This window comes from Lactobacillus delbrueckii subsp. jakobsenii ZN7a-9 = DSM 26046 (assembly GCF_001888925.1).
GTDB classification, from domain to species: domain Bacteria; phylum Bacillota; class Bacilli; order Lactobacillales; family Lactobacillaceae; genus Lactobacillus; species Lactobacillus delbrueckii.
In genome coordinates, this window is the sequence record NZ_CP018218.1 from 462,716 (window position 1) to 484,167 (window position 21,452).

The 21,452-nt window shown below is 48.5% G+C and carries 18 protein-coding genes and 3 pseudogenes; 9 read left to right on the forward strand and 12 right to left on the reverse strand.

Translation table 11 applies throughout. The features are described from left to right. Positions 1–79: 79 nt before the first annotated feature. From LJ046_RS02490 to LJ046_RS02510, 5 genes are all read right to left on the reverse strand, one after another. Complete coding sequence (locus LJ046_RS02490) at positions 80–1,657, reverse strand: ATP-binding cassette domain-containing protein (RefSeq protein ID WP_002879580.1); 1,578 nt, start codon at positions 1,655–1,657, stop codon at positions 80–82. Then, a complete protein-coding gene (locus tag LJ046_RS02495; protein WP_035176755.1) occupies positions 1,654–3,216 on the reverse strand; it encodes an ATP-binding cassette domain-containing protein in 1,563 nt (520 codons plus the stop codon). The genes LJ046_RS02490 and LJ046_RS02495 overlap by 4 nt, the downstream gene beginning before the upstream one ends. A 141-nt stretch (positions 3,217–3,357) precedes the next feature. Continuing rightward, a complete protein-coding gene (locus tag LJ046_RS02500; protein WP_002879575.1) occupies positions 3,358–5,256 on the reverse strand; it encodes an endonuclease MutS2 in 1,899 nt (632 codons plus the stop codon). 80 nt (positions 5,257–5,336) lie between these two features. Beyond that, on the reverse strand, positions 5,337–6,038 hold the full coding sequence (locus tag LJ046_RS02505; protein WP_013438912.1) for a hypothetical protein: 702 nt from the start codon (positions 6,036–6,038) through the stop codon (positions 5,337–5,339). 233 nt (positions 6,039–6,271) lie between these two features. Continuing rightward, complete coding sequence (locus LJ046_RS02510; RefSeq protein WP_002879573.1) at positions 6,272–7,186, reverse strand: LysR family transcriptional regulator; 915 nt, start codon at positions 7,184–7,186, stop codon at positions 6,272–6,274. Positions 7,187–7,321: 135 nt separating this feature from the next. Between LJ046_RS02510 and LJ046_RS02515 the strand changes: the two genes are divergently transcribed. Then, entirely contained in the window at positions 7,322–8,446 is a 1,125-nt protein-coding gene (locus tag LJ046_RS02515) for a 5-methyltetrahydropteroyltriglutamate--homocysteine S-methyltransferase (RefSeq protein ID WP_002879572.1), read from the forward strand. Between the two features lie 145 nt (positions 8,447–8,591). Here LJ046_RS02515 and LJ046_RS02520 read toward each other — a convergent pair whose 3' ends face one another. Then, positions 8,592–9,965: an IS4 family transposase gene (locus LJ046_RS02520; protein WP_072557698.1), complete on the reverse strand. Its 1,374-nt coding sequence runs from the start codon at positions 9,963–9,965 to the stop codon at positions 8,592–8,594. Positions 9,966–10,183: 218 nt separating this feature from the next. On the opposite strand from LJ046_RS02520, the gene LJ046_RS02525 reads away from it, so the two are divergent. Continuing rightward, positions 10,184–10,687 (forward strand): hypothetical protein, encoded by a 504-nt coding sequence (locus LJ046_RS02525; protein ID WP_002878644.1) that lies wholly within the window; start codon positions 10,184–10,186, stop codon positions 10,685–10,687. 192 nt (positions 10,688–10,879) lie between these two features. Here LJ046_RS02525 and tnpA read toward each other — a convergent pair whose 3' ends face one another. Beyond that, positions 10,880–11,341 carry an IS200/IS605 family transposase gene (gene tnpA / locus LJ046_RS02530; protein WP_002878645.1) on the reverse strand — a complete coding sequence of 154 codons (462 nt, stop codon included), beginning with the start codon at positions 11,339–11,341 and terminating at the stop codon, positions 10,880–10,882. A 66-nt stretch (positions 11,342–11,407) separates the two neighbouring features. On the opposite strand from tnpA, the gene LJ046_RS10335 reads away from it, so the two are divergent. The 3 genes from LJ046_RS10335 to LJ046_RS02540 all read left to right on the forward strand — a co-directional run bounded on the left by LJ046_RS10335 (position 11,408) and on the right by LJ046_RS02540 (position 14,109). Then, positions 11,408–11,752, forward strand: a complete 345-nt coding sequence (locus tag LJ046_RS10335) for a hypothetical protein (protein WP_231128107.1) — start codon at positions 11,408–11,410, stop codon at positions 11,750–11,752. Beyond that, positions 11,746–12,819: an RNA-guided endonuclease InsQ/TnpB family protein gene (locus LJ046_RS02535; RefSeq protein ID WP_231128088.1), complete on the forward strand. Its 1,074-nt coding sequence runs from the start codon at positions 11,746–11,748 to the stop codon at positions 12,817–12,819. The genes LJ046_RS10335 and LJ046_RS02535 overlap by 7 nt, the downstream gene beginning before the upstream one ends. A 351-nt stretch (positions 12,820–13,170) precedes the next feature. After that, positions 13,171–14,109, forward strand: coding sequence for an ROK family glucokinase (locus LJ046_RS02540; protein ID WP_002877686.1), 939 nt, complete (start codon positions 13,171–13,173; stop codon positions 14,107–14,109). A gap of 51 nt (positions 14,110–14,160) precedes the next feature. Here LJ046_RS02540 and LJ046_RS02545 read toward each other — a convergent pair whose 3' ends face one another. Both LJ046_RS02545 and LJ046_RS02550 read right to left on the reverse strand, forming a co-directional pair. Continuing rightward, positions 14,161–15,084, reverse strand: a complete 924-nt coding sequence (locus tag LJ046_RS02545) for an L-lactate dehydrogenase (RefSeq protein ID WP_002877693.1) — start codon at positions 15,082–15,084, stop codon at positions 14,161–14,163. Positions 15,085–15,805: 721 nt separating this feature from the next. Continuing rightward, positions 15,806–17,024, reverse strand: a pseudogene (locus tag LJ046_RS02550) (MFS transporter). A gap of 98 nt (positions 17,025–17,122) precedes the next feature. Here LJ046_RS02550 and LJ046_RS02555 point away from each other — a divergent pair. After that, a complete protein-coding gene (locus LJ046_RS02555; protein ID WP_133281457.1) occupies positions 17,123–17,269 on the forward strand; it encodes a fumarate reductase flavoprotein subunit in 147 nt (48 codons plus the stop codon). Positions 17,270–17,412: 143 nt separating this feature from the next. Here the strand turns inward: LJ046_RS02555 and LJ046_RS02560 are convergent, their stop codons facing one another. After that, positions 17,413–18,333: a LysR family transcriptional regulator gene (locus LJ046_RS02560; RefSeq protein ID WP_035176483.1), complete on the reverse strand. Its 921-nt coding sequence runs from the start codon at positions 18,331–18,333 to the stop codon at positions 17,413–17,415. 154 nt (positions 18,334–18,487) lie between these two features. Here LJ046_RS02560 and LJ046_RS10125 point away from each other — a divergent pair, with 154 nt between their 5' ends. The 3 genes and pseudogenes from LJ046_RS10125 (at position 18,488) to LJ046_RS02575 (ending at position 19,544) form a co-directional block, all read left to right on the forward strand. Then, positions 18,488–18,892, forward strand: a complete 405-nt coding sequence (locus LJ046_RS10125) for a shikimate dehydrogenase family protein (RefSeq protein ID WP_002877697.1) — start codon at positions 18,488–18,490, stop codon at positions 18,890–18,892. Continuing rightward, a pseudogene (locus LJ046_RS10130) lies at positions 18,849–19,217 on the forward strand (FAD-binding protein); the annotation flags it as partial. The gene LJ046_RS10125 and the pseudogene LJ046_RS10130, both read left to right, overlap by 44 nt. Before the next feature lie 27 nt (positions 19,218–19,244). Beyond that, entirely contained in the window at positions 19,245–19,544 is a 300-nt protein-coding gene (locus LJ046_RS02575) for a hypothetical protein (protein ID WP_002877703.1), read from the forward strand. A gap of 80 nt (positions 19,545–19,624) precedes the next feature. Here LJ046_RS02575 and LJ046_RS02580 read toward each other — a convergent pair whose 3' ends face one another. Continuing rightward, the gene (locus tag LJ046_RS02580; RefSeq protein WP_002877705.1) at positions 19,625–20,488 is read right to left on the reverse strand and encodes a lysophospholipid acyltransferase family protein; all 864 of its coding nucleotides are present in this window, start codon (positions 20,486–20,488) and stop codon (positions 19,625–19,627) included. A 15-nt stretch (positions 20,489–20,503) separates the two neighbouring features. Further along, positions 20,504–21,450, reverse strand: a pseudogene (locus tag LJ046_RS02585) (glycosyltransferase family 8 protein). Positions 21,451–21,452: the final 2 nt, after the last annotated feature.

Here is a 21,452-nt window from a genome sequence, read left to right on the forward strand (position 1 = left end):
AATTAATATACTATCATGAACTAGTGGTAATGTGCAATAGTGGGAATAAAAAAGGCTCACTTGCGTGAACCTTTATAGTTTAATCAAGTTGAATTTCGCGGTCAAAAAGCTGGCAGCTATCCGCGGTCAGATTATGGGCGACAAACATGATCGTTTTATCCGTCTTGAGCAAGCGGGTAATAACCTCCCGCGTGGCTGCCTGGTCAATAGCGCTGGTGCCTTCATCGATCAAAAGCAGCTGGCTGTGGTAAAGATAGCTGCGGGCCAGAACGATTTTTTGCCGCTGACCGCCAGAGATATTGCTGTCTTCTACGGCAACCCTTGTATCAAGCCCAGCCGGCCACAGGCGCAGGTCCTCACTTAAGTTCACCTGGTCTGCTGTTTGGCGGAGTAAGTCTTGATCGTTTAAAGCCGGATTGAACATGGTCATGTTTTCAGCAACGCTGCCGGGGAAAAGCTGGGGATCTTGGGGGAGATAGCCAATTTGACTCAAGTTGGGCTGAATGACCTGTCCCTTCTGGTCCAGATAGTGAATTTCTCCACTGGCTGCCTTGACTTCACCCAAGAGCAGCTTGAAAAAAGTACTTTTCCCCCGGCCGCTGGCGCCGGTCAGCAGAACTTTTTCTCCGGGCTGCAGCTTGATGGCCGGGTAAGCCAGTCTGAGGCCGTTAAATTCAACGGTTAAAGGACTGCTGGCAAAAGCCGCTGGAGCTTGGCCAGCCTCTTTTTGCTCCGGGACAGCTTCTCTTTGCTTAAGCAGGTCTTGCCGCAGCTGGCGGCTGCCGGAAATTTCGCCTAAGTAGTCAGCCGCGTTCTGCAGATTGCCAAAAAAGTCACTGTTAAAAGAAGCAATGCTGCTGAGCAGGCCAAAAGCCGTCCAGTGTCGGATGACCAGAAAGGCGGTCAAGAGCAGGATCAGGCTGCTGCCAAGAGAATATGCCAGCTGATTGAGGTAATCCAAATGGGCGGAGACGGCGCTTTTGTGCACATGGGCATCTTCCAGTTCTTTGGCGGCCAGGCCGGCTTTTTCCTTAAACCAGGCCAAGGACAGGCAGCGGTGCAAGTCGCCAAGGCCGAGCAGCCAGTCGCCAAGAACCTTGAGATAGGCCTGGTTCTGCGTGGCCAGTCTTTGATTGGCGTGGTTGAGCTGGCGGTCCAGCAGGCGGGGAAGGTAGATCTGCACCAAGGCAAAGATGAGGCAGGCGATGAAGAGGCTCCAGTGAAAACTGAGCAGGGCACCGCCAGAAGCCAGGACAGTCATGCCGGCCTTAAAGCTGCTGTAAATATTGCGCAGGTAGCTGACAGTCAGCAAGTCCCCTTCCTTAAGCAGCTGGTTTTGCGCCTGGGCTGGATCGTGTGCTTGGCCATCATTGAATATATGCAGGGCAAGCTCTTGCCGGATCTGCTGCAGGTAGCTTTGGATCAGCTGTTCCAGGGACAGGTTGCCATAGTAGGTGAGCAGGGCACTGAAGACTAGGCAGGCCAGCTGCAAGGCCAGCATTTGGGCAAAAAGCACGGGCTGCCGGTTTCTTAAAGCATTGAATTCCAAAGTTAAGGCGTAAGAAGACCCAACCAGCAGCAAGGAACTTAAAGCCGCGGCCAAGAAGAGTAGGCTGCTTTTGACTGGCTTGCGGAGGTAAAATTCTTTAAAAGTCATACATGCTCCCTCTTAGCTAAGCTGATTTCCCGGTCAAAGCGGGCTTTTTGTTCAGGGCTTAAATTGTGGGCAACGAAAATGACGGTTGCTGGCAATTGACAAAGGGTCCGCAAGATCTGATCCTGGCCGGCCCGGTCAACCGCGCTCAGTGACTCATCCAGCAAAAGCAGGGGAAAGCCATGGCTTAAAGTCCGGGCAAGAGCCAGTTTTTGCTTTTGACCGCCGGACAGGGTCAAATCGTCTGGGGTAATCTGGCGCTGGGGATCAAGCTGGAGGCCGACTGTTTTCAGGTAATCTTTTGGATCAGCACTTAGGCCAGGGGTATGCATGGTCACGTTTTCCGCCAAAGTCGCGGGGAACAGGACCAGGTCCTGGGCCTGGTAACCGATTGAGTAAGGGTCCGGCTGGAAAGCCTGGCCAGCAGCGTCTTTAAAGATGATCTGGCCTTTTTCAGATTGTAAATTGCCTAAAAGCAGTTTTAAAAGGGTGCTTTTACCGCTGCCGCTGTCGCCAGTGATAAGGATTTTTTCACCAGCATGGATGGTCAAATCGGGGTAGGACAAAAGCTGCTTGCCGTGGGTCAGGGAGACTTGTTTGATCTCGATTTGGGCCATCCGGTTGACCGGCTGCAGATTGTCATTTTTCTTGCTTTCCTGCAGGCGGCTAAGCTGCTGGCGCAGGCTTTTGGTCGAATTTAGATAAGAATAGCTGCCGGCGATGTTTTCCAGGACGGAAAAAATACTGCTGGCGAAATAACCAGACGTGATAACGCCACCTAAGGACATTTGTCCTTTAAAGAAGAGGAAGCCGGCGATGAGGGGGATGCTGACTGTGCCTAAGGCGTTGCTAAGGCTTTGCAGGCACTGGATCTGGCTGTTGATCTTGCGGCGGCTGACTTGCCGGTCGGCCAGCTCTTGGCCGGACTTAAGCAGGGCTTTTTGATAAGGGCCTTTGGCAAAGTAGCGGCGAAGTTCTGCCAGGCCGGCAGTCCATTGGGCGATAGTCGCTAAAAAGTGCTGACTAGCGGCAGACAATTGATCGGTGGCCTGGTTGCTGTATTTTTCCAGTAAGCGGGCAATCGCGAAGGAAGTCACGGTAGTTAAGAGGCTGGCCAGGAGCAGGAGCCAGTGAAAAGACAAGAGGCTGGCGGCAACCATAAGCGCGTTGATAACGTCACAGATCAAGTAAAAGAGAACAGTCGCGTAATCGTAAGTCAAAGTGTCAAGGTCTTGGCTAAAGTGGTTGGTCATCTCGGAGACTCCTGCAGGCTGCTGGTAATAGTGGTCAGCCAGTCTGTCTCTGACGCCGTGCAGATACTGCTGGGTCTGCTTGCTAAAGAGGTAGTTGGCCCCGTTGAAAGCCAAGTTCAGTACTAAGGCCAGGGCAAACTGGATCAGAAGCAGGCTGCAAAAAATGTTAAAACGGCCGTCGGAAACTTGGTTGACCATTGGCGAGAACAGGTAAGTTGAAGCAACGTCGATGACCTGGGTCATGACCAGCAGGGCAAAGATAATGGCAAAGCGGCCCCGGTTGCTGTTGATTAGTTTACGTAAAGTCATGGGCAAAAATCGTGTAGTCTTTTTCTCCTAAAGGATCTTGGGCTTGTAAATAACATCTTTGTTGTGTGACTTTTATAATCTTAATTTAATATAAAGCCGCAAACAACCGGTATAAGCGGAAAACATTAACTATTTTTACTGCTATTGCTTTTTACTTTTTGCTTCTTGCTCATACTTTACTAATTTCTTATAAGCTTTTTTGCTCCCGCGGTTCAAGTCCTTGTTAAATTTATATTCTTGCCAGTCGCTTATAAAGAGCAGGTCCAGGTTATAGCCCTCTGGATAAAGGTCGGCAGCTTTTCGCCGTAATTTTAACCGTTTAACGGGAACGACAGAAAATTGTTTGTTGACGAAAATTTTTGCCAAGGTTTGGTTTGCTTCTAAGGCGTAGAAAATACCCTCTCTTTCCAGATTGCCCGCGTAGACCACGTCTCCTTTGCAAAAATGTGTTTTGACTATTTTGCTAGTAGCTTTTTCTTTCAAAACGACTGTACTGCTGCTGAGTGGCAATTGACCGGCTAAAACTTTTTGCGCCTGGTCGATAATTTCTTTTGGCATCCCTACTTTTTGAGCAATCCAAAAAGCCCGGCTCTGACCGACTTGGTCTAAGAGCAGACGGTAGGTTGGGGTGAGGGTGTCGGCATTGAAGTCCATTGACGCGGTCCGGTAATTTGGATGCTTAACAGCATAATCTTTAATTCTGCTGTAGTGGGTCGTGGCTAAAACTAAGCAGCCCTTAAGTTGCAGGGCTTGCAAGACGGAAATAGCAATAGCAGCTCCTTCATCGGGGTCAGTGCCACTACCCAGTTCATCGAGCAAAACTAGACTGCGGCTTTGAGCGTGAGTGACAATTTTGGCAATATTGGTCATTTCTGCTGAGAAGGTCGACAGGGAGTTATCTAGGTCCTGTTGGTCACCAATTTGGCTGAAAATCTGCTGGCTGACAGGGATGTCACAGATTTCCCGGCTGGGCAGAAAAAGCCCAATCTCTGTCATCATGATAGCCAGGCCGCAGTTTTTTAAAGTGGCGGTTTTGCCACCGGCATTTGGTCCAGTAATGATCAAGCCACGAACTGGTGGCTTGATTTCCAGGTCAAGTGGAACGGAATTTCTAAGCAGGGGATGCCGCATCCCCCGTAAAAGCAGCTGATTTGTCTGATTTAATCTGGCCCGCTTGCCATTCAGCTCCCGGCTATATCGCGCCCGGGCCATAATTTGATCAATTGCCGCGACGACATCAATGTTACGTAATAGGCCGGGGCTTTCTTCATAGACGGCAGCGGTCAGCTGTCCGAGGATCATCGCTTCAATAGCTTCAATTTGTCCCTTGACAGCAATCTTTTCGCTGCTCAGCTGGTCCAGTTTGCGTGGAAGAATGAAGGCAGTCTGTCCATTGGCTGAATAAGCGATGATTCGTCCAGCGATTGCCTTTTTAAAGCTGCTTTTGACGGGCAGAGTCAAGTGACCATCTTTTTCTACTAGCCGCTGTTCTTGCAAACTTTGGCTGACTTTCTTGCTTTGCAGCAGCTTACCAGCCGTATCTTTTATTTCCTGGCTTAGTTCCTGTTCTTGCCGCCGCAGCCGCCGTAAGTCGCGGTCAGCGCTGTCGGCAACTTGACCATGTTCTATTGACTGATAGATCTGTTCAACTAGTTTTGGAAAAAGCTGGAGTTCTTCACCATAGGAATTAAGGATTGGAACCAGATCTTTTTCTCTGTACAAAAAGCGTTGCAGCAATTCACAGACCCGGAGATAATCAGCAACTTTTTCCAAATCATCTGCTGATAGAAGGAGCCACTTCTGAGCGCGATTGATCAATGGCAAAAGGGAATCGGAAGAAACAAACGGCAGCTGCAAGCTCCGCTCTAAGAGCCGCGTACCTTCCTCTGTTTCATCGAGCAAGTGGGTAACAGCTGCCGGTTTGGTCAATGGCTGGGCCTGCAGAAGCAAGTTTCTGGCTTCGGGGGACTTGGCGTAAGACGCTACTTGGGTAAGGACTTGTGCAAATTGCAATTGGCTGTTTTCAAAAATTTCAGTCATCTAATTTTCCTTTAATCTGATATGTGTAAAAAAGCGGTCTCCAAATAAGTTGGAGACCGGTTGATAATATTCTGCTTTAATTAAGCGAAGTTTTCCTGCAGGTCCTTCACGCCGGCTTCTGACAGGGTGGTGTAGATTGAATACTTAACGCCCTTGAAGGTTTCCAGGCTAAGTTCGACGCTCTTTTCACCATTGCTGCCATCGCTGACTGCCACGCCCAAAAGCTTGTAGGCAGTTGAAGTCGGGTCTGGTGAGAAGTACAGGCGCTTCTTGCCGTCAGTTACTGACTTTTCAGTGTAGAAGTAAACCTTGGCCGGGAAGGACTTGACCGCCAGGTTGAGGTCGCTGGAGTCAACCTCGTTCAAGGTCAGCAATTCGTAGTGCTGAGCCAGGTGACCGCCAACGCTTTGGAAGACAGACAGGAACTTTTCGGTTGCTTCAGGGTCAACTTCACCAAAGTCGATGTTGTCGTTTTCTTGTACCAATGACAAGATCAACAAGTGCTTAGTATCCTTGTCGTAGTATACGCTGAAGTTTTCAACGCCACCTGGCCAAGGAGCCTTGCCCTTTTCATATTGGGTAAAGTAGACGCTTGAGTCGTTCTTGACAACCAGCTTGCTTGCGCCATCAACGGTCTCCAGAATGGTGATCGGCATTGGCGGAACATTGCTGTCCTTTTGACGCTGTGCCCACAGCTGGGATTGCTTCTTCTTTTCATTGCGGGAGTTGATGTAAGTACCGACGCAGATGATGATGACCAATAATAAAAGTATCCAACCCATAGTTGTCTAAACCTCCAGTATAGGCATTTCTTCCGAGCTGAAAAAATGCTTGATTAATGCTAAGTTAAAATTTATCTGGTTCAAAGCTAAGCGCTAAGCCCGTTTATATCTTTTAATTTTACTACAAAATAGCCGTTTGGCAAACCTTGTATAGGCCGCAAAGTTATTAAAATTAAGCGGAGACGGGGGTTTTTAAGAAAAAAGCAGCTGATCCTTATTAGAAATAAATTAAGTTAGCGCTTGGCATTCTTTTCAATGCTTTCCCTTAAGTAGCCCAGGTACTTTTGCCCAATGGAAGAAAGCTGGTGCAGGCAGTTGGTCAGGTAGCCGATTTCAATGTATTCGTCGCTGATCAAAGGCCGGGCGATGATGTCGTCCCCGTTTAAGTCAGCGTTGATGATCCCTGAAGAGATGGTATAGCCGTTTAAGCCGATTGCCAGGTTAAACAGGGTAGCCCGGTCACTGACAATAATAGATTTTGGGGAATGCTGGTCAGCCAGGGTTTCTTCCCAGTAATAGAAGGAATTGTGCTGGCCCTGGTCGTAGCTGAGCTTGGGGTAGGGCAAGAGGTCTGCTAAAGAGATAGATTTTTTGCCGGCCAGGGGATGGTTTCTGTATAAAAAGACGTGGGGGCGGGCCTTAAAGAGGGGAGTGAAGCTAAGTTCCTTTTCCTGGAAGCTGTTTTCCATGACCTGGCGGTTGTAGCGGCTGAGGTAGACGATACCGATCTCGCTGTGGAGGTTGGCCACGTCTTCGATAACTTCATAGGTCCGCATCTCTTTGAGGCTGGCTTGGTAGTCGCTCTGGCCGATTTCTTTTAACAGCTGGACGAAGGCGTCAACAGCGAAAGCATAGTGCTGGGCCGCCACGGAAAAAATCTTCGGCGCGCTGGACTGGTCGCCGTAGCGGCGCTCAAGCAACTGGACCTGGTCCAGGATCTGCTGGGCGTATTGCATGAACTCCCGGCCATCTTCGGTCAAGCTAACCCCTTTTTTGCCCCGGATCAGGATGGTGATCCCCATTTCTTTTTCCAGCTGCTTGATGGCGCTGGACAGGGTGGGCTGGGCGATGAAAAGTTCTTTGGCTGCCTCGGTCATGTTGCCGAGGGCGACGACTTTTTGCAGATAGAGTAGTTGCTGGATGCGCATGCTTGAACCTCCATAGTTTAAATCTATCGATACACGATAAAAATAGCTATTTTCAATCATAACGAGATCTGGCTATAATAACAAGCATTAAGAGCAAATTAAAAATACGATTTAAAAACTTCGGAGGTAATTCAGATGTCATTTCCACGTTACGATATTGTCGGCAGTTTCTTGCGTCCAGCAGCATTAAAGGAAGCCCGGGAAAAATTTGCCCGCGGCGAAATCAGCCAGGCTGAGCTTACGGCCGTAGAAGATCAGGAAATCAAGGACCTGGTGCAAAAAGAAGTCGCTGCCGGCTTAAAGGTAGTTTCTGATGGGGAATTCCGCCGCAGCTATTGGCACTTGGATACTTTCTGGGGCTTTGGCGGGGTAGAACATGTACGGGCTGAGCATGGCTACTTCTTCCATGATGAAGAAACCCGGCCAGACGCGGCCAAGTTGGTTGGCAAATTGACTTATGAAGCCGGGCACCCGGACGTGGCAGCTTTCGACTTCCTCAAGCCTTTGGCGGATGCAGCTGGTGTTGAAGCCCGGCAGAGTATCCCTGCCCCGGCTCAGCTCTACTGTGAACTGATTTGCCGCAACGATGAATTGATCGCGGCTACTGATGCCGTTTACCCAGACCGGGCAGAACTGGCTAAGGACGTTTCCAAGGTCTACCGGGAGTTGATTTTGGACTTGTACAAGCACGGTGCCCGCGACATCAAGCTGGACGACTGTACTTGGGGCGTCTTGGTCAACGATAGTTTCTGGCATGCTTTTGACGAAGGCCACCTCAAGCGCGAAGAAATCCTGCAGCTTTACAAGGAGATCAATGAAAATGCCTTGGTTAACCTGCCAGAAGACTTGCGGATCACGACCCACATCTGCCGGGGCAACTACGACTCAACTTGGGCTTCAGAAGGCGGCTACGGCCCAGCTGCTCCTTACGTCTTCAAGGAAAAAGGGGTGGAGGCCTTCTACCTGGAATTTGACGATGACCGGTCAGGCGACTTCGCTCCTTTAGCTGAAGTGCCAGCTGACAAGGTAGTTGTTTTGGGCCTGGTAACCAGCAAGAAGCCGGAATTGGAAGACCCAGAAGCTTTGAAGGCCCGGATCAAGGAAGCCGGCCAGTACCACCCATTGGCTACTACGGCTCTCAGCACCCAGTGCGGCTTTGCCTCAACTGAAGAAGGCAACCACTTGACTGATGAAGAACAATGGGCCAAGATCAAGCTGGTCATCGACACGGCTAAGGAAGTTTGGCCAGACGCTGAATAATCAATAAGGATGCCTCCTTGCGCCAATGTCATTAAGTTAAGGCATTGACTTCGAACAGGGAACCGCTTTGAGACACTCATCTAAGTTAGGTGGGTGTCTTTTCTGCTTTTTGGGTATGACAAATAAGCAGTCGATTGACTGTTTTTTACGAAATTCGATAGTTTAAACTAACGGAACCTTGAAACCGTAGAGGTCTTGGATATTTTCGGCCTTTTCGGACTGGATGATGATACGCTTCTATTTCTTCAATCATCTGCTTTGGATCATCTTTCATGGACGTTGTATAATAGCGGTGAACTATGTTGGCCGACTCTTTAAAATCTATCTCATGAGGCCATTTTCTGTGAGCATCAGCTATCCGGCAAAGGGATATGATTCTGTTGACCACGTTAAACATAATCAGTTGAGAGTACAACTCGATTTCTTGAAACGCTGGTTTTTTCGAATGAAAACATACTGCACCGAGATCATACTTTAGCTTGCGAAATGAGCTTTCAATATCCCAGCGCAGATGATACAGTTTTTTCATTTCACTAAGCGGGAAGTCGTTCGAGCTTAAATTAGTAGCTAGTACTTCCCACTTGGTGCTTCCCGATTGTGGGTCGTTGATCTTAAGCTTAACGATTCTGCAGTGGACCGGACAAAAGCTTTCAAAATCCCAGTGCGCTGTACGGTACTTAGGTGAATATTTGTCCTTATAGCGACGATTCGGGGCATTGATCTTGTGATACTCTGGATGAAGCTTCTTTTGCTTGGCGCTATTGGTGATGTTAAACGTCATCTCAAAATCGCATTCTTGATCGGGAAGAGCGCTAATTTCCCGAATAGCACTTTTACTTTGAGTTCTTAGACGGATAACATAGTTGCAGTTAGACAGTCGATTGCCATGCTCGAAAAGATTGAAGGATTCATAGCCGCGATCCATCAGTACGATATAGTGGTGTTGAAGTCTTAAGTTCTGAAGCATGTGCACAGCTGCACTGCGTTCATCCATACTCTTTCGTGATTGCAATAAGCAGTCTAGGTAACAACAATTTGCGATATCGTAAAGGATATTGGCATGAATCAAACATGTGCCTTTGGTCGTTAATTTATTATCGGCCGAAGGCTTTTTTCTTGTCTGAATATTGCATAGAAACATTGAATTCTTATCATACGGCAAAGCAAAGTCACTACCATCAATTGCCAGCAGCCGATAGCCATGATACAAAGCAGGCTGTTTCAAAGTTGAATTGAATTCATACAGAATTGCCTTAAATAATCTAGGGTTAACCTTTGATTTCTGCTGTTCGTAAGCCGACGCGGTCATTCGCTTAGAAGGCTTAGGAAATGCGTCAGCCAGCTCCTTGTTCAAGCAGTTTCCTTGCATGGCAAGAGTGGTCTTAATGAATGTCTTAGCATCCAGCTTTCTTTTACGCGTGAAGTCTTTGCTTGGATGATAAACAAAGTAATTGATACATTCGGCAGCCATGTCTGTAACAGAATCAAGCTGTCTTAGGACTTGATGCTTCTTAGTCATGAAAATACGCCACCTTTGATAAAATCCCTAATCAAAGATAGCGTAAAGCGGTTTCAAAAATTAAGCAAAAAAACACTCATCAAACTTAGATGAGTGTCCTAAAGTCCTTTTTAGAATGTGCTAAAATCAGAATATAAATTATTTTTCTAAGAGGTACTTATGGATACTACCGAGAGCATAACATTTACCAGCAAGCTAACATTTTGGGATAAATTTAAATGCTTTTATTTATTGGATTTTTACAATCATATTTTTTAATGCGTTTTCAAAAGAAATGGCAAAAGATACTTATATATCTGCTATTCGGCAGTATTTGGCTTTTCGAACTCAATTTTTTAATTAACTATTCTTACTTGGGAATTAGTTCCATGATTCCAGCTCTTTTGGTAATTTCAGTCGTCATTTGGGAACCAATGCTTGCTGCATTTATTATTGCAATCAAAAGCCCAGCAGTTTTTCAACTTATTCTTACCCCGGGAAACGCAACCAGGAGCTCTGAGGTTCGTTATGCCGATACCAGAATTGACCGCTTCAAAAATGCAATCTTGTTTGACACCAATGATTTCTACATCTTCATCTGCCGCATTAGTGCAGCAGGTAAGAAAGTGCGATTGGGATACAACATAATTTCCAAGGAGCAAAACAATAGCACATTGGAAAAATTCAACTTTGTTAAAACAATTTCTCCAGACCTTAAAAAAATAATCAAACTGCATATCTAAACATTGTTATTGCCGATTCAATATTATTCTACTGCTAGTGCTCCAGACTAAAGCATTCCCCGTTCAAAGTCAATGTCTTAACTTAATGACATTGCTCCTTGCGCGGGGCATCTTTTTGATTAAAAAGCGTGCACAAACTCGTGTCTTTAGACATGAGTCAAGCACGCAAAAGCGCCCCAAAGGGGCGCTTTTTTAGTTTTCGTTTCTTCTTTTTCTTTCCAGTTCGCCATATTTGCCATTCTGTTGTTTTTTCATGGCTGCCGTGTACTGCGAAGCAATGTAGTTTTTCACGACTTCTTTGCTCATATCACCAAAGGTGCTCATAAAATAGCTTGGCGACCAGAGATGGCCACCCCATAGCATCTGCTTAGTTTCCGGGTACAGCTCAAACCATTTCCGAGCTGTCCAGCCCTTCAGCCCCTTAACTATGTCTACAGGCCTCTGCTTTGGCGAAAACGAGATGAGCATATGAACGTGATCAGGCATGACTTCCATTTGCTGGATCTCGATTTCTGACATATCCGCTCTTTTTTGGAACAGCTCTTTCATTTCTTCAACCTTTTCTGGGCTGTCAAAGACTTTTTTCCGATACTTGGTCACGAAAACCAGATGAAAATTGAAATTATAAACGCAGCCTCTTTCATGAACAATCATTGCTCATACCACCTTTCTTAGTGTTATAATTATAGCATAAAGAAGGACGAAAGAAGGTATGTATCTGTGCCTAATGAAGAAAAGTATGGCTTTACCAGACAGTATCACGTACTGCTGACTGATAAGCAAAAAATTCAGCATGAGAAGGCGTTGAAAACTCAGAACGCTTTATTTCAGTACGTATTAAAGTATCTCTTTAAAACTTATGGCGCTAAGCATATTGGACGCCCTATGCCATTTAGCCAAAAGCCCATTCAGTACGTACTTAACAAAATTAAAACTGGCTTCATCAAGGACAAGTACGGCTTGGCACGTTGGAAGAAGTCAGTGCTGTTTTTGTCGTTCATTCAGCCGATGAGTTTCTCAAGACCGTCTACACCAACTTCTCACAGTATCGCAAGCGCTTGGTGAAAGCAGACAAGAGCATGGACGAGAAGGCTCGCTATAACTTCAAGATGAACGTAACTAAAGATAAGTACGGCAAGCACAAGAACCAGCTCCACAAGTCTTGGTACCGCAAGGGATCGATCAACTTTTTGAGAAACGGCGCGAGCTTTAGAGACATCACCTCACAAAAGCTTCCAGAAGATTCTAAAGGCGGCATCAGAATTGAGGACAAGCATATAGACAACCACACCTTCTTAACAGTAGCCGACTTTGGTACTGTTGAAGTCATTGAAGACTTGTCCGAATTAAACTTGAAGGATATTGCTTTGACAAAGATAAAGAAGCTTCCAGATGGTACTTACAGACTGCAGCTGACTTTTTCATTGCCTCGCAAGAAGCAGGAAGCAAAAACTATTCAAGACTTTGACTGGAACATGGCGGGCAATGAGGCATTTTGCTCATCTGACGGCAAGCGCATCAAGGTATCAGACAGAACTATCAAACGTGCTGACGAGTATGAGCAGAAGATCAACGAAATTAAATCATTTCGTGACTTGGAAGAGAATATCCATGGCCGAAGCAAGCGATATCGGCGACTTGACCGCAGGCAGCAGAAGCTGAATGCAAAGCGTACGAATCTGCTTACCAACGAATACCGTCATCTGGTGCACGAAGTGGCCGACGGCTGTGACACGATAGTCGTTGAGAAGCTGGATGCCTATGAGATGCGCAAGCGTGGAAAAGGCTCTGCTCAAAGCAAAGGAATCAATCGCAGACTGGCGGTCCTTAAGCCATATGAGCTGATGACTATTTTAGAGTCGCTTGTAAAGAAGCAGAACAAGAGGCTTGTCAAAGTGGATTCATTTTGGACAAGCAAGGCATGCCACGACTGCGGATACATCAACAAAGATCTCAAAGTTGGTCAGAAAGAATGGCAGTGTCCAAGCTGCAAGAAGACGGTAGACAGGGATTTAAACGCGGCAAGAAACATATTAGATTGGGGGATTCATCCAGAGCATCACGCAAAGCTGAAGAGAGCGGCCGAAGAAGGGAAAAATCTTAGCCCTTCGTCACTGGTGACGGAAGTCTAAGATTAAAGCACTAAAAACAGCCTAGGCGAAACGTAACAATCGTCCTTAGCACTAGACGGTGTTATCTGCGTAATCTTCTGAGCGAGTCAAAACGAAGACGAGATGACATTGGGCAGTTGTGAAACTAACCTAAACACTCTGAGTACTTCTAAGAGTTGTCGATCTTACGTGTAATGTGTTGGGTGGCCCCCAGATTCCTGCGACTTTAGTCGTAGGAGGTTCAAATTTGGAAAAAATGTCACAAGTCTGATAAATTTCTCAAAAAGTCAGCCGAAGCGCTTTCGAAAAGCCAAATTCTTCTTTATAATAGGACTAGCAAAAAGAGAACATTGAAGAAATGAGGCAACAACTTTGAAGAAATATGCATTTGGTGTTGACATTGGTGGTACCACTGTAAAGATTGGTTTGTTTGAAACCAACGGTGAATTGTCCCAAAAGTGGGAAATCCCAACCAGAAAAGAAGGCAACGGGGCTAAGATCCTGCCTGACATCGCAGCTTCTCTGAACGACAAGCTGAAGGAACTGGACATTCCTAAGGAAGAAGTAGCCGGGATCGGCATCGACGTGCCAGGTCCAATCCTGGACGACGAAATCGTTAACCGCTGCGTCAACCTGGGTTGGGGCGTCTTCAACGTGGCTGAAAAGGTCCGCAAGCTGACTGGCCTGGACGAAGTCAAGGTAGCCAACGACGCCAACGCTGCTGCTTTGGGTGAAATGTGGCAAGGTGGTGGTGAAAGCCACCAAAACGTTGTCATGGTTACCCTGGGTACCGGTGTCGGCGGCGGGATCATCTCTGAAGGAAAGATCGTCGCTGGTGCCTTTGGGGCTGCCGGGGAAATCGGCCACATGCTGGTCAACAAGGATGAAACCCAGCTCTGCGGTTGCGGCAAGAAGGGCCACCTGGAACAATACGCTTCCGCTACTGGCATTGCCCGCAAGGCCGAGGAACTTCTGGCTGAAAGCAGCGAAGAATCAAGCCTGCGCGGGGTAGGCCAGCTTGACGCCAAGGCAGTCTTTGACGCGGCTAAGGAAGGCGACAAGCTGGCTTTGGAAATCGTCGACTTTGTCGGCGAAACTTTGGGCACTGCCCTGGCTTCCATCTCCTGCGTCTTTGACCCAGAAGTCTACGTTATCGGCGGCGGGGTCTCCAAGGCTGGCCAAATCTTGCTCGACACTGTGCAAAAGCACTTCGTTGACGCGGCCTTCCACGCTTCTGAAGGTACTGAATTCGCCCTGGCCCAACTGGGCAACGATGCCGGTATGTACGGCGCCGTTAAGATGGTTCTGTAATTTTGAATATAGAAAAAGCACCAGACTTTTAAAGTCTGGTGCTTATTTTGTTTATTCTAAAGAGTCCAGGGTTGCCTTCATCGTCGCTGCTGAGGCCTGCATCTTGGCCAATTCGCTGTCATTTAACGGCAATTCCAGCACGTGGCTGATTCCTTGCCCGTTGATGATGGCCAGGGTGCCCAGATAGATCTCATCCTTGATCCCGTATTCCCCGTGCAATGGCGCAGAAAGAGGCAGGGCCAGGTCGTTGTTTTCCAAAATGGCCGCCACGATCTTGGCCAGCATCATGGCCACGCCATAGTAGGTTGCGCCCTTTTTGCCGATGATCTCGCCGCCCTTTTCCCGGACATGGGCTTCAATCTCATCCAAGGCTTCTTTAGTCATGCCCGGATAGTCAAGCAGGGGCTTGCCGTTGACCACGGCACTTGAGAAGTTCTCAAAGCTGCTGTCGCCATGTTCACCCAGAACCCAGGCGTTGACTGATTCAATTGGCACTTGCAGCCGCTTGGCCAGTTCTACCCGCAAACGAGCTGAGTCCAGGGAAGTCCCGGTCCCGATGACCCGCTTCTTTGGGAAGCCGGACAGCTTCTGGGTCAAAGTGGTCAAGATGTCAACCGGGTTGGCGGAAACGACGAAGATGCCGCTGAAGCCGGAAGCTACGACTGGATCAACGATGCTCCGCAAGATGGCTTCATTCTTCTTGATCAAGTCAAGCCGGCTTTCACCTGGCTTGCGGGGCACGCCGGCCGTGATAACTACCACGTCGGCGTCAGCCGCGTCGCTGTAGTCACCAGCTCTCAGCTTGGTCTGGCCCGTAAAGTAGGTCAGGTCTTCCAGGTCCAGGCAGTCGCCCGCGGCCCGGTCTTTATTCAAGTCGCAGATGACCAGTTCATCCACCCGCGTTGTTTGCAATAAATCGTTGGCAAAGTTGGAACCGACAGCACCGTCGCCAACCAGCAGGACTTTTCTGCTCATTATTTAATCCTCCTTCAAGGAAATTAGCTAACCATATTATAACTGAATTAGCTGGAAAATTTCCCGGAAAATAAAAAACGCGGCCCAGAGGACTGCGTTTCTTAGAAATGTGATGTGATGTGATGAAACTTAAGCTTGCTACGACAAAGTAGTTTGCTTGGCGGCGCCTGTTAGTGATAGGCGTAGAGGCGCCGCATGTGATGAGTAAGGAAAAATAAGTTTGTCTGTCTGTAAGAGACAGGAACCGAAAAATGTTGAAATACATATCTGAGTTCAGAGCCGGCCCTTGCCTATAAAAAACAAGTAACATAATAGAAAAGCAAAAGCATGGCAACTGGGCTGCTCATGAACCTGTTAAGAGCTACACCAACCGGTGGCATGCTCGGATCGCCACCTGTCAGTAGTACCGAAAATTATAACGACTGAAGGAGAAAAAATGAGAAAAATAACTAGCCGCATAACTTTCGAAGAATATAGTACTACGGTTTATGCTAATAATCAAAAAAATAGCTCACTTTTTTAATTATTAAAAAAACAAGCTATTTGTAAGCGGTTGGAGGAAAATGAGAACTGCAAAAAATTAAGCTTGTGACTTGGTTAACTTTCAGAAAAAATAGCTAGCTAAAGAAAAACGACTCCAGCAGAGCTGAAGCCGTGACATGGTAAATATTTAAATCTTGTTTTTTAGTTTGCTGGTTTTCTTGCTTTTGTCTTTCCAGCCTTAGGCTGCCCGCTTCTTGGCCTGGATTTCCCTAAGGCCTGGCAGGCTGATCATGACCAGGAAGCTGATGATGTAGAGGGCGGACAAGAAGCCCATAACCACGTACAGGTTGTAGTGGTCCATCAAGGCGCCGATGATGACGGAAGAGAAGCCCCCGATGGCCCGGCCGGTGTTCATGATCAAGTTGTTAGCCGTGGACCGGATTTCAGTCGGGTAGAGCTGGCTGATTACCGCCCCGTAGCCGCCAAACATCCCGTTGGAGAAGAAGCCGGTCAAGGCTCCGGCCAAAAGCATGGCCCAGTAGCTGGTCACGTTGACGATGGCAAAGACCACGACCGCGCTGCCCAAAAGGAAGATGCCGAAGGCCCAGCGGGGATCGATCTTGTCCATGATCGTCCCGAAGACCATCATCCCAAGGCTCATCCCGATGATAGTAGCGATCATCCAGTAAGAAGAGCCGGAAACTGACAGGCCCTGCTTCTTCTGCACGATTGACGGCAGCCAGTTCATCAAGCCAAAGTAGCCGGCAATCTGCACGATCGTCATCAGCATCAAGCCCAGGGTCTGCAAAGCCAGGCGGGGCGTCTCAAACAAGCGGCCGAAGGAGATCTTTTCACTCGTTTCTTCCGCCTTCTTGTGAGCGGCCAAAAATTCGTCGCTTTCCTTGACGTGGCGGCGGACAAAGTAGGTCAAGACAACCGGCACTACCCCAAAGAGGAAGAGGGTGTTCCAGCCGTAAGCCGGAATGATCCAGGCGGCCAGAAGAGCGGCCACGATAGAGCCGATTTGGCCACCCACGGCCGCCACCGAGCTGGCCCGGCCGATTTGATTAGCCTGGAAGTTTTCCGCGATCAAGGCAATTCCGACCCCGTATTCACCGCCGGCCCCGATCCCGGCTAAGAAGCGGAGAGCGTAAAGGGCGGTGATGTTGTGGGCAAAGTAGGTTAAGCCAGTCGCGATGGCAAAAAGAAAGATCGAAAGTCTTGACCCGGCCGATACGATCTCCTAGCAGCCCAAAGAGCGCGCCACCGAAGAACATTCCGAGGTTGGTAAAGGTTCCGATCCAGCCGCCGGCCGCGGAGCTGATGTGCATCTGCGCGATGATTTCCGACAGGGAGAAAGACAGGAACATGACGTCCATGTTTTCCAGCAGGAAACCGGAAGACATAGAGGCCAAAACCCACTTTTGGTTAGTGGACATTGAGCTGGTATTATCCATTATTAACTTGTACCTCCAAAATTAATGCTCACGGACATTACTTATTTTGTATTGGTAACAATTATTTGCGTTTTTCTTAAGATTGTCAAGGACTCTTAATGATGAACTCCTGGTCCTACGCTTCCGGTTTAGTGGCTGGTACGGCAGCTGCTGACAATGCCGACAACTACGCCGTTGACGTTGTTACCAGCGCCAGTCATGCTCCGGCTCCTAAGCCAGAAGCAACTTCCGGTGCCAGTCACTAATATTGCTAACAATTCACAAATTTTCTCCCGGGCACAAAATAAGCTATATGAAAATATACACTTTGCCCTTTTTGGCCGCGGGAACCTTCTTCCTTACAAAAACTTGCTAAAAAAGCCCAAACTGATGCTTGGGCTTTTTCTTCTTAAACGAACTTATATTCGTTATTATAATGCTTCCGGCAGTAGGATTTGATAAATTGTTCGAATCTGGTTACGGCCGGGGTCAGGAAGTGGTCAGACTTTTTCACGACAAAAATCGGGTGAACGCCGACATTTTCATCAATGTGCAAGAGCTTGACCGTCCGCGGGTCCAGCTGGGGCAGGTGGGGCACGATGGCTACCCCGTAGCCCCAGTGAACGAAGCCAATGATGGTATGGTCTTCCATGGACTCCATGATGATCTTCGGCTTGACGCCGGCTTCAGCGAACATCTTATCCAGACGGGGGCGCAGGCCGCTGCTTTTGCTATAGTAGATCATCGGGTACTTGGCCAAATCAGCCAGGGAGACAGAGTCCTTTTTGGATAAAGGATTGGAAAAGGGAACGACAGCCAGCATTTCCTGGTCAACCAGATGGGAGATGTCGACCTTGTCTTCCAGGCCAGGCAGGTCAGGAGCTGAGGAGATGACCAAATCCAGTTCGTCATTGACCAGCTGGTTCACCAAATCGTCGGTGGTTCCCTGTACGAAGGAGAAAGTGATGTCTTTGGTGTCTTTTTCCTGCTTGAACTTGCAGATCAGCTGGGGAATCAGGTCCTGGCCCATGGTAAAGGTGAAGCCAACCCTGATATGACCCCGGTTGACGTCCAGCAATTCAGCAATGTACTCGCTGCCCTGGTCCAGGTCGCTCAAGCCGCTCTTGACGTATTCCAGGTAGATCTTGCCATAGTTGGTCAAGCGGATGTTCCGGCCCTCTTTTTCAAACAGGGGCACGCCGAGCTCTTCCTCAATGCTGCTGATGGCGTAGGAGAGGGAAGGCTGGGAGATGCCCAGCTTTTCGGCCGTCTTGGCCATGTGTTCTGTTTTCGCCAGTTCGACGAAGAAACGTAAATGTCGAATGTTCATATTTGCCTCCAAATCATGCACAACAGGTTTCCATACCTACAGTGTATCAATAATTTTGCTTTGCCTTATTTATAGCGAAGAGTGAAAACGATAACATAATAGTGAATTGAGGAAAATGTAACTTGTTGAAAAAAGCTTAAAGGAGATTCCAGAAATGGCAGACGAAAGAAACAACGAGATCGAAGAAACGAAGCTTCCAGGCGTTAACGGCCCAATCACCGGCTGGCTTGACGGGCACACGATTTTGGTCGGTTTGATGGCTTACCCAATCCGCCACACCATGTCACCAACCATGCACAACAACGCTTTTGCCAAGTTGGGCTTGAACGGGGCTTACCTTTGCTTTGAAATCGACAGCGAAAAGCTTCCAGGCGCTATCGACGCTATCCGGACTCTGGACATGCGGGGGTCAAATGTTTCAATGCCTAACAAGAAGAAGGTCATCCCTTACCTTGACAAGCTGGACAAGACTTCACAAATGTGTGACGCGGTAAACACTATCGTCAACGAACACGGCAGTTTTGACCGACACCATCAAGAAGTACAACTCTTACGTTGACGCCGGCCACGACCCGGAATTCGGCAAGAGCGCCTTCCACTTGAAGTGTGAAGTAGCACCATTCTACGCAACTCCGCGTAAGCCAGCCATCCACCACACCATGGGTGGTCTGGTTATCGACACTAAGGGCCACGTTTTGGACGAAGCAGGCCACGTGATCGCCGGCCTGTACTCAGCTGGTGAAAACGCGGGCGGCCTGCACGCCGGCAACCGTTTGGGCGGGAACTCCTTGGCTGACATCTTCACCTTCGGCCGGATCGCCGCTGACACGGCTGATGAGGAAAACCCAGCTAGCGACGCGGTCAGCGGGGCATCTCACCACTAAGAGAAAAAATAAAGAGGGAGTACTACCATGTTCTACAAAAGCCACTTTGGCACCATTTTGACTTCTGTATTGTCCATGTTCATGGGCTTGGTGATGGCAATCTTCATCATCTTCTTGAGCCACCTGCCTTTCAACTGGGTTAACCTGTTTGAATTGACCGCGGAAATCAACCTGATCGTCTTTTTCTTCAGTTTGTTCATCCCTTACAATGCCTGGGGTGACTGGTTTGCCGGCCTCTTCAACTTGCAGGAAGGCACGGTAGCTTTCAAGCTGGTCCAAGGGATCATCCCTTCCGCCGTTTTGAACACGCTCAACACCTTTATCTAAAAAATACGTCAAGTAATTTTTTATAAAAAATAAGATCATGAAGGAGAATTTTACCTTCATGATCTTTTTGCTTTGAAAAATTATTCTCCCCGCCAGCCGGCAATGTCCCAGCTGGTGAAGTCGTAGTCCAGTTTCTTCTTGTAGACTCTCTCATAAGCCTGGACCTTCAGCTTGTAGTCTTCTTCCATCAAGCGGCTGGCGTTCTCGCTGGCCGTCTTGGTCGGGTCCGGGTAGAGGACGTCCAGAACATGTACGGTGTAGCGGGTTTGGTAGAAGTGCTCGTTCTGCTTTTCCAGTTTTGGCAGGTCCTGGATTTCCACAAAAGTCGAAATCACCGGGACGTTGCACTTGGCCGCGAAGTAGTAGGCCCCGCGTTGCGGCTTGCGGGGCTTGCGGTAGTTCCACCACATTTCCTGTTCAGGGAAGATCAAGACCCAGTGGTTTTGGTTAAAGGCCCGGTTCAAGTGCTGGATGAATTCCCGGCCCAGGTAGTTGGGACTCTGGGTCAGAGGAATTGACCCCATATTGTTCATGATGTAGGAGAAAAAGCCCGGCAGCATCAAGTTGGTATCTTCAATCACGATGTCCATCCGCCGGTGGGCCTTCTGGGCCAGGCGGTTGACGGCCAGGGCATCAACTTGGTTAAAGTGGTTGGCCGTCACGATTGCCCCGCCCTTTGGCAGGCCTTTTAGCTTGTTCAGGCCATTCACCTTGGTTGGCCTGGAGATAGTCTTGGTCAACAGCTGTAAAAGCTCGCGGCCCACGGCCCCGTCAAATTTCGTCTTGGCCTGGCCCTGCTTTTGCCAAAAACCTTCCACCAAGGCCAGCTTTTCCTCGCTGGACATTACCGGGTCGCCGATTTCCGTTTTGGCGGTAAAGTTTCTTTCATTCGCGGCCTGTTTGATATTGTGGATTACGTCCAGGCGCTTATCTCCGATAATCATATCTTTCTCCTTGCCCTATAGGGTAACTTTTATTTCCTGTTTCACGTGGAACCAGTTTTGCGGATCATGCAAAATTTTGCCGACCATGTCGACCATGCTCTGCATCTTGGCCAGTTCTTCCTTCCGGTCTTGGTCGCTGAAAGCAGCCAGCTGTTTTTGCAGGTCTTTATAAAAAGGCGTCTCTTTAGCGGCCTGCCAGAAGTAGCTGCCATACTTGACTTCCTCGAAGTGCCATGGCTTGTAGAAGAGGTTGTAATGGATCAAGTACGGACTGGTCATTTCCGGGTCAAAGTCGTTAGGCATGGCGTCCCAGCGGGGGTCCAGCAATTTGATCCGGCCAGAGCAGATCTCGTTTAAGTAGTCCTGGTCCGGCGCGATTGAGTTGAACTGGTAGGTCGAAAGTAGCTGCAGGAATTTGTCCACGAAGCCTTCATCCCGCATGGCTTGGCAGTTCATGACCAAAACGCCGGAGTTAACGTACTTGTCCGGATCGATCCCCAGGCAGTCTCGGATGTAGGTCTGCAAGGGCTCGATATAGTGGATCGACTGGTCATGGCAGGCAGCGACCAGATTGTTTCCCATTTCCGTCTGGTAGAGGCCGGCGATGTCGGCGTTCACGACCGTGTCAGCGTCGATATAAACAGCCTTGTCGTATTCCGGGAAGAGTTCCGGGATAAAGAGACGGTAGAAGATCGACAGGGTGAAGAAGTCGGCCCGGAGGTAGTTGCCCTTCTTATTTTGGATTTGGGCAAAAAGCTGGTCATCCAGCTGGCGGAATTCGATCTTAACCTTGTCTTTTTCATAAGCGGCTAGGGCCTGCTGGTTGGCCGGGCTCAGCCCCTGGTGCAGGATGATGATCGTATAGTCCTTTTCCGGACTGGCATGCTTGACCAGGGAGCTCACGGAAACAGCTAGGTAAGGGTGAAGTCGTCACTGATGGTGTAAAAAATTGGAATCGTCATCT

Coding starts and splice junctions, on each gene's coding strand:
- LJ046_RS02515 (WP_002879572.1), top strand. CDS start 7,322: ATGTCATTTCCACGTTACGATATTGTCGGCAGTTTCTTGCGTCCAGCA.
- LJ046_RS02520 (WP_072557698.1), bottom strand. CDS start 9,965: ATGACTAAGAAGCATCAAGTCCTAAGACAGCTTGATTCTGTTACAGAC.
- LJ046_RS02510 (WP_002879573.1), bottom strand. CDS start 7,186: ATGCGCATCCAGCAACTACTCTATCTGCAAAAAGTCGTCGCCCTCGGC.
- LJ046_RS02545 (WP_002877693.1), bottom strand. CDS start 15,084: ATGAGCAGAAAAGTCCTGCTGGTTGGCGACGGTGCTGTCGGTTCCAAC.
- LJ046_RS02580 (WP_002877705.1), bottom strand. CDS start 20,488: ATGATTATCGGAGATAAGCGCCTGGACGTAATCCACAATATCAAACAG.
- LJ046_RS02495 (WP_035176755.1), bottom strand. CDS start 3,216: ATGACTTTACGTAAACTAATCAACAGCAACCGGGGCCGCTTTGCCATT.
- LJ046_RS02555 (WP_133281457.1), top strand. CDS start 17,123: ATGATGAACTCCTGGTCCTACGCTTCCGGTTTAGTGGCTGGTACGGCA.
- LJ046_RS02505 (WP_013438912.1), bottom strand. CDS start 6,038: ATGGGTTGGATACTTTTATTATTGGTCATCATCATCTGCGTCGGTACT.
- LJ046_RS02500 (WP_002879575.1), bottom strand. CDS start 5,256: ATGACTGAAATTTTTGAAAACAGCCAATTGCAATTTGCACAAGTCCTT.
- LJ046_RS02525 (WP_002878644.1), top strand. CDS start 10,184: ATGCTTTTATTTATTGGATTTTTACAATCATATTTTTTAATGCGTTTT.
- tnpA (WP_002878645.1), bottom strand. CDS start 11,341: ATGATTGTTCATGAAAGAGGCTGCGTTTATAATTTCAATTTTCATCTG.
- LJ046_RS02575 (WP_002877703.1), top strand. CDS start 19,245: ATGTTCTACAAAAGCCACTTTGGCACCATTTTGACTTCTGTATTGTCC.
- LJ046_RS02560 (WP_035176483.1), bottom strand. CDS start 18,333: ATGAACATTCGACATTTACGTTTCTTCGTCGAACTGGCGAAAACAGAA.
- LJ046_RS10125 (WP_002877697.1), top strand. CDS start 18,488: ATGGCAGACGAAAGAAACAACGAGATCGAAGAAACGAAGCTTCCAGGC.
- LJ046_RS02490 (WP_002879580.1), bottom strand. CDS start 1,657: ATGACTTTTAAAGAATTTTACCTCCGCAAGCCAGTCAAAAGCAGCCTA.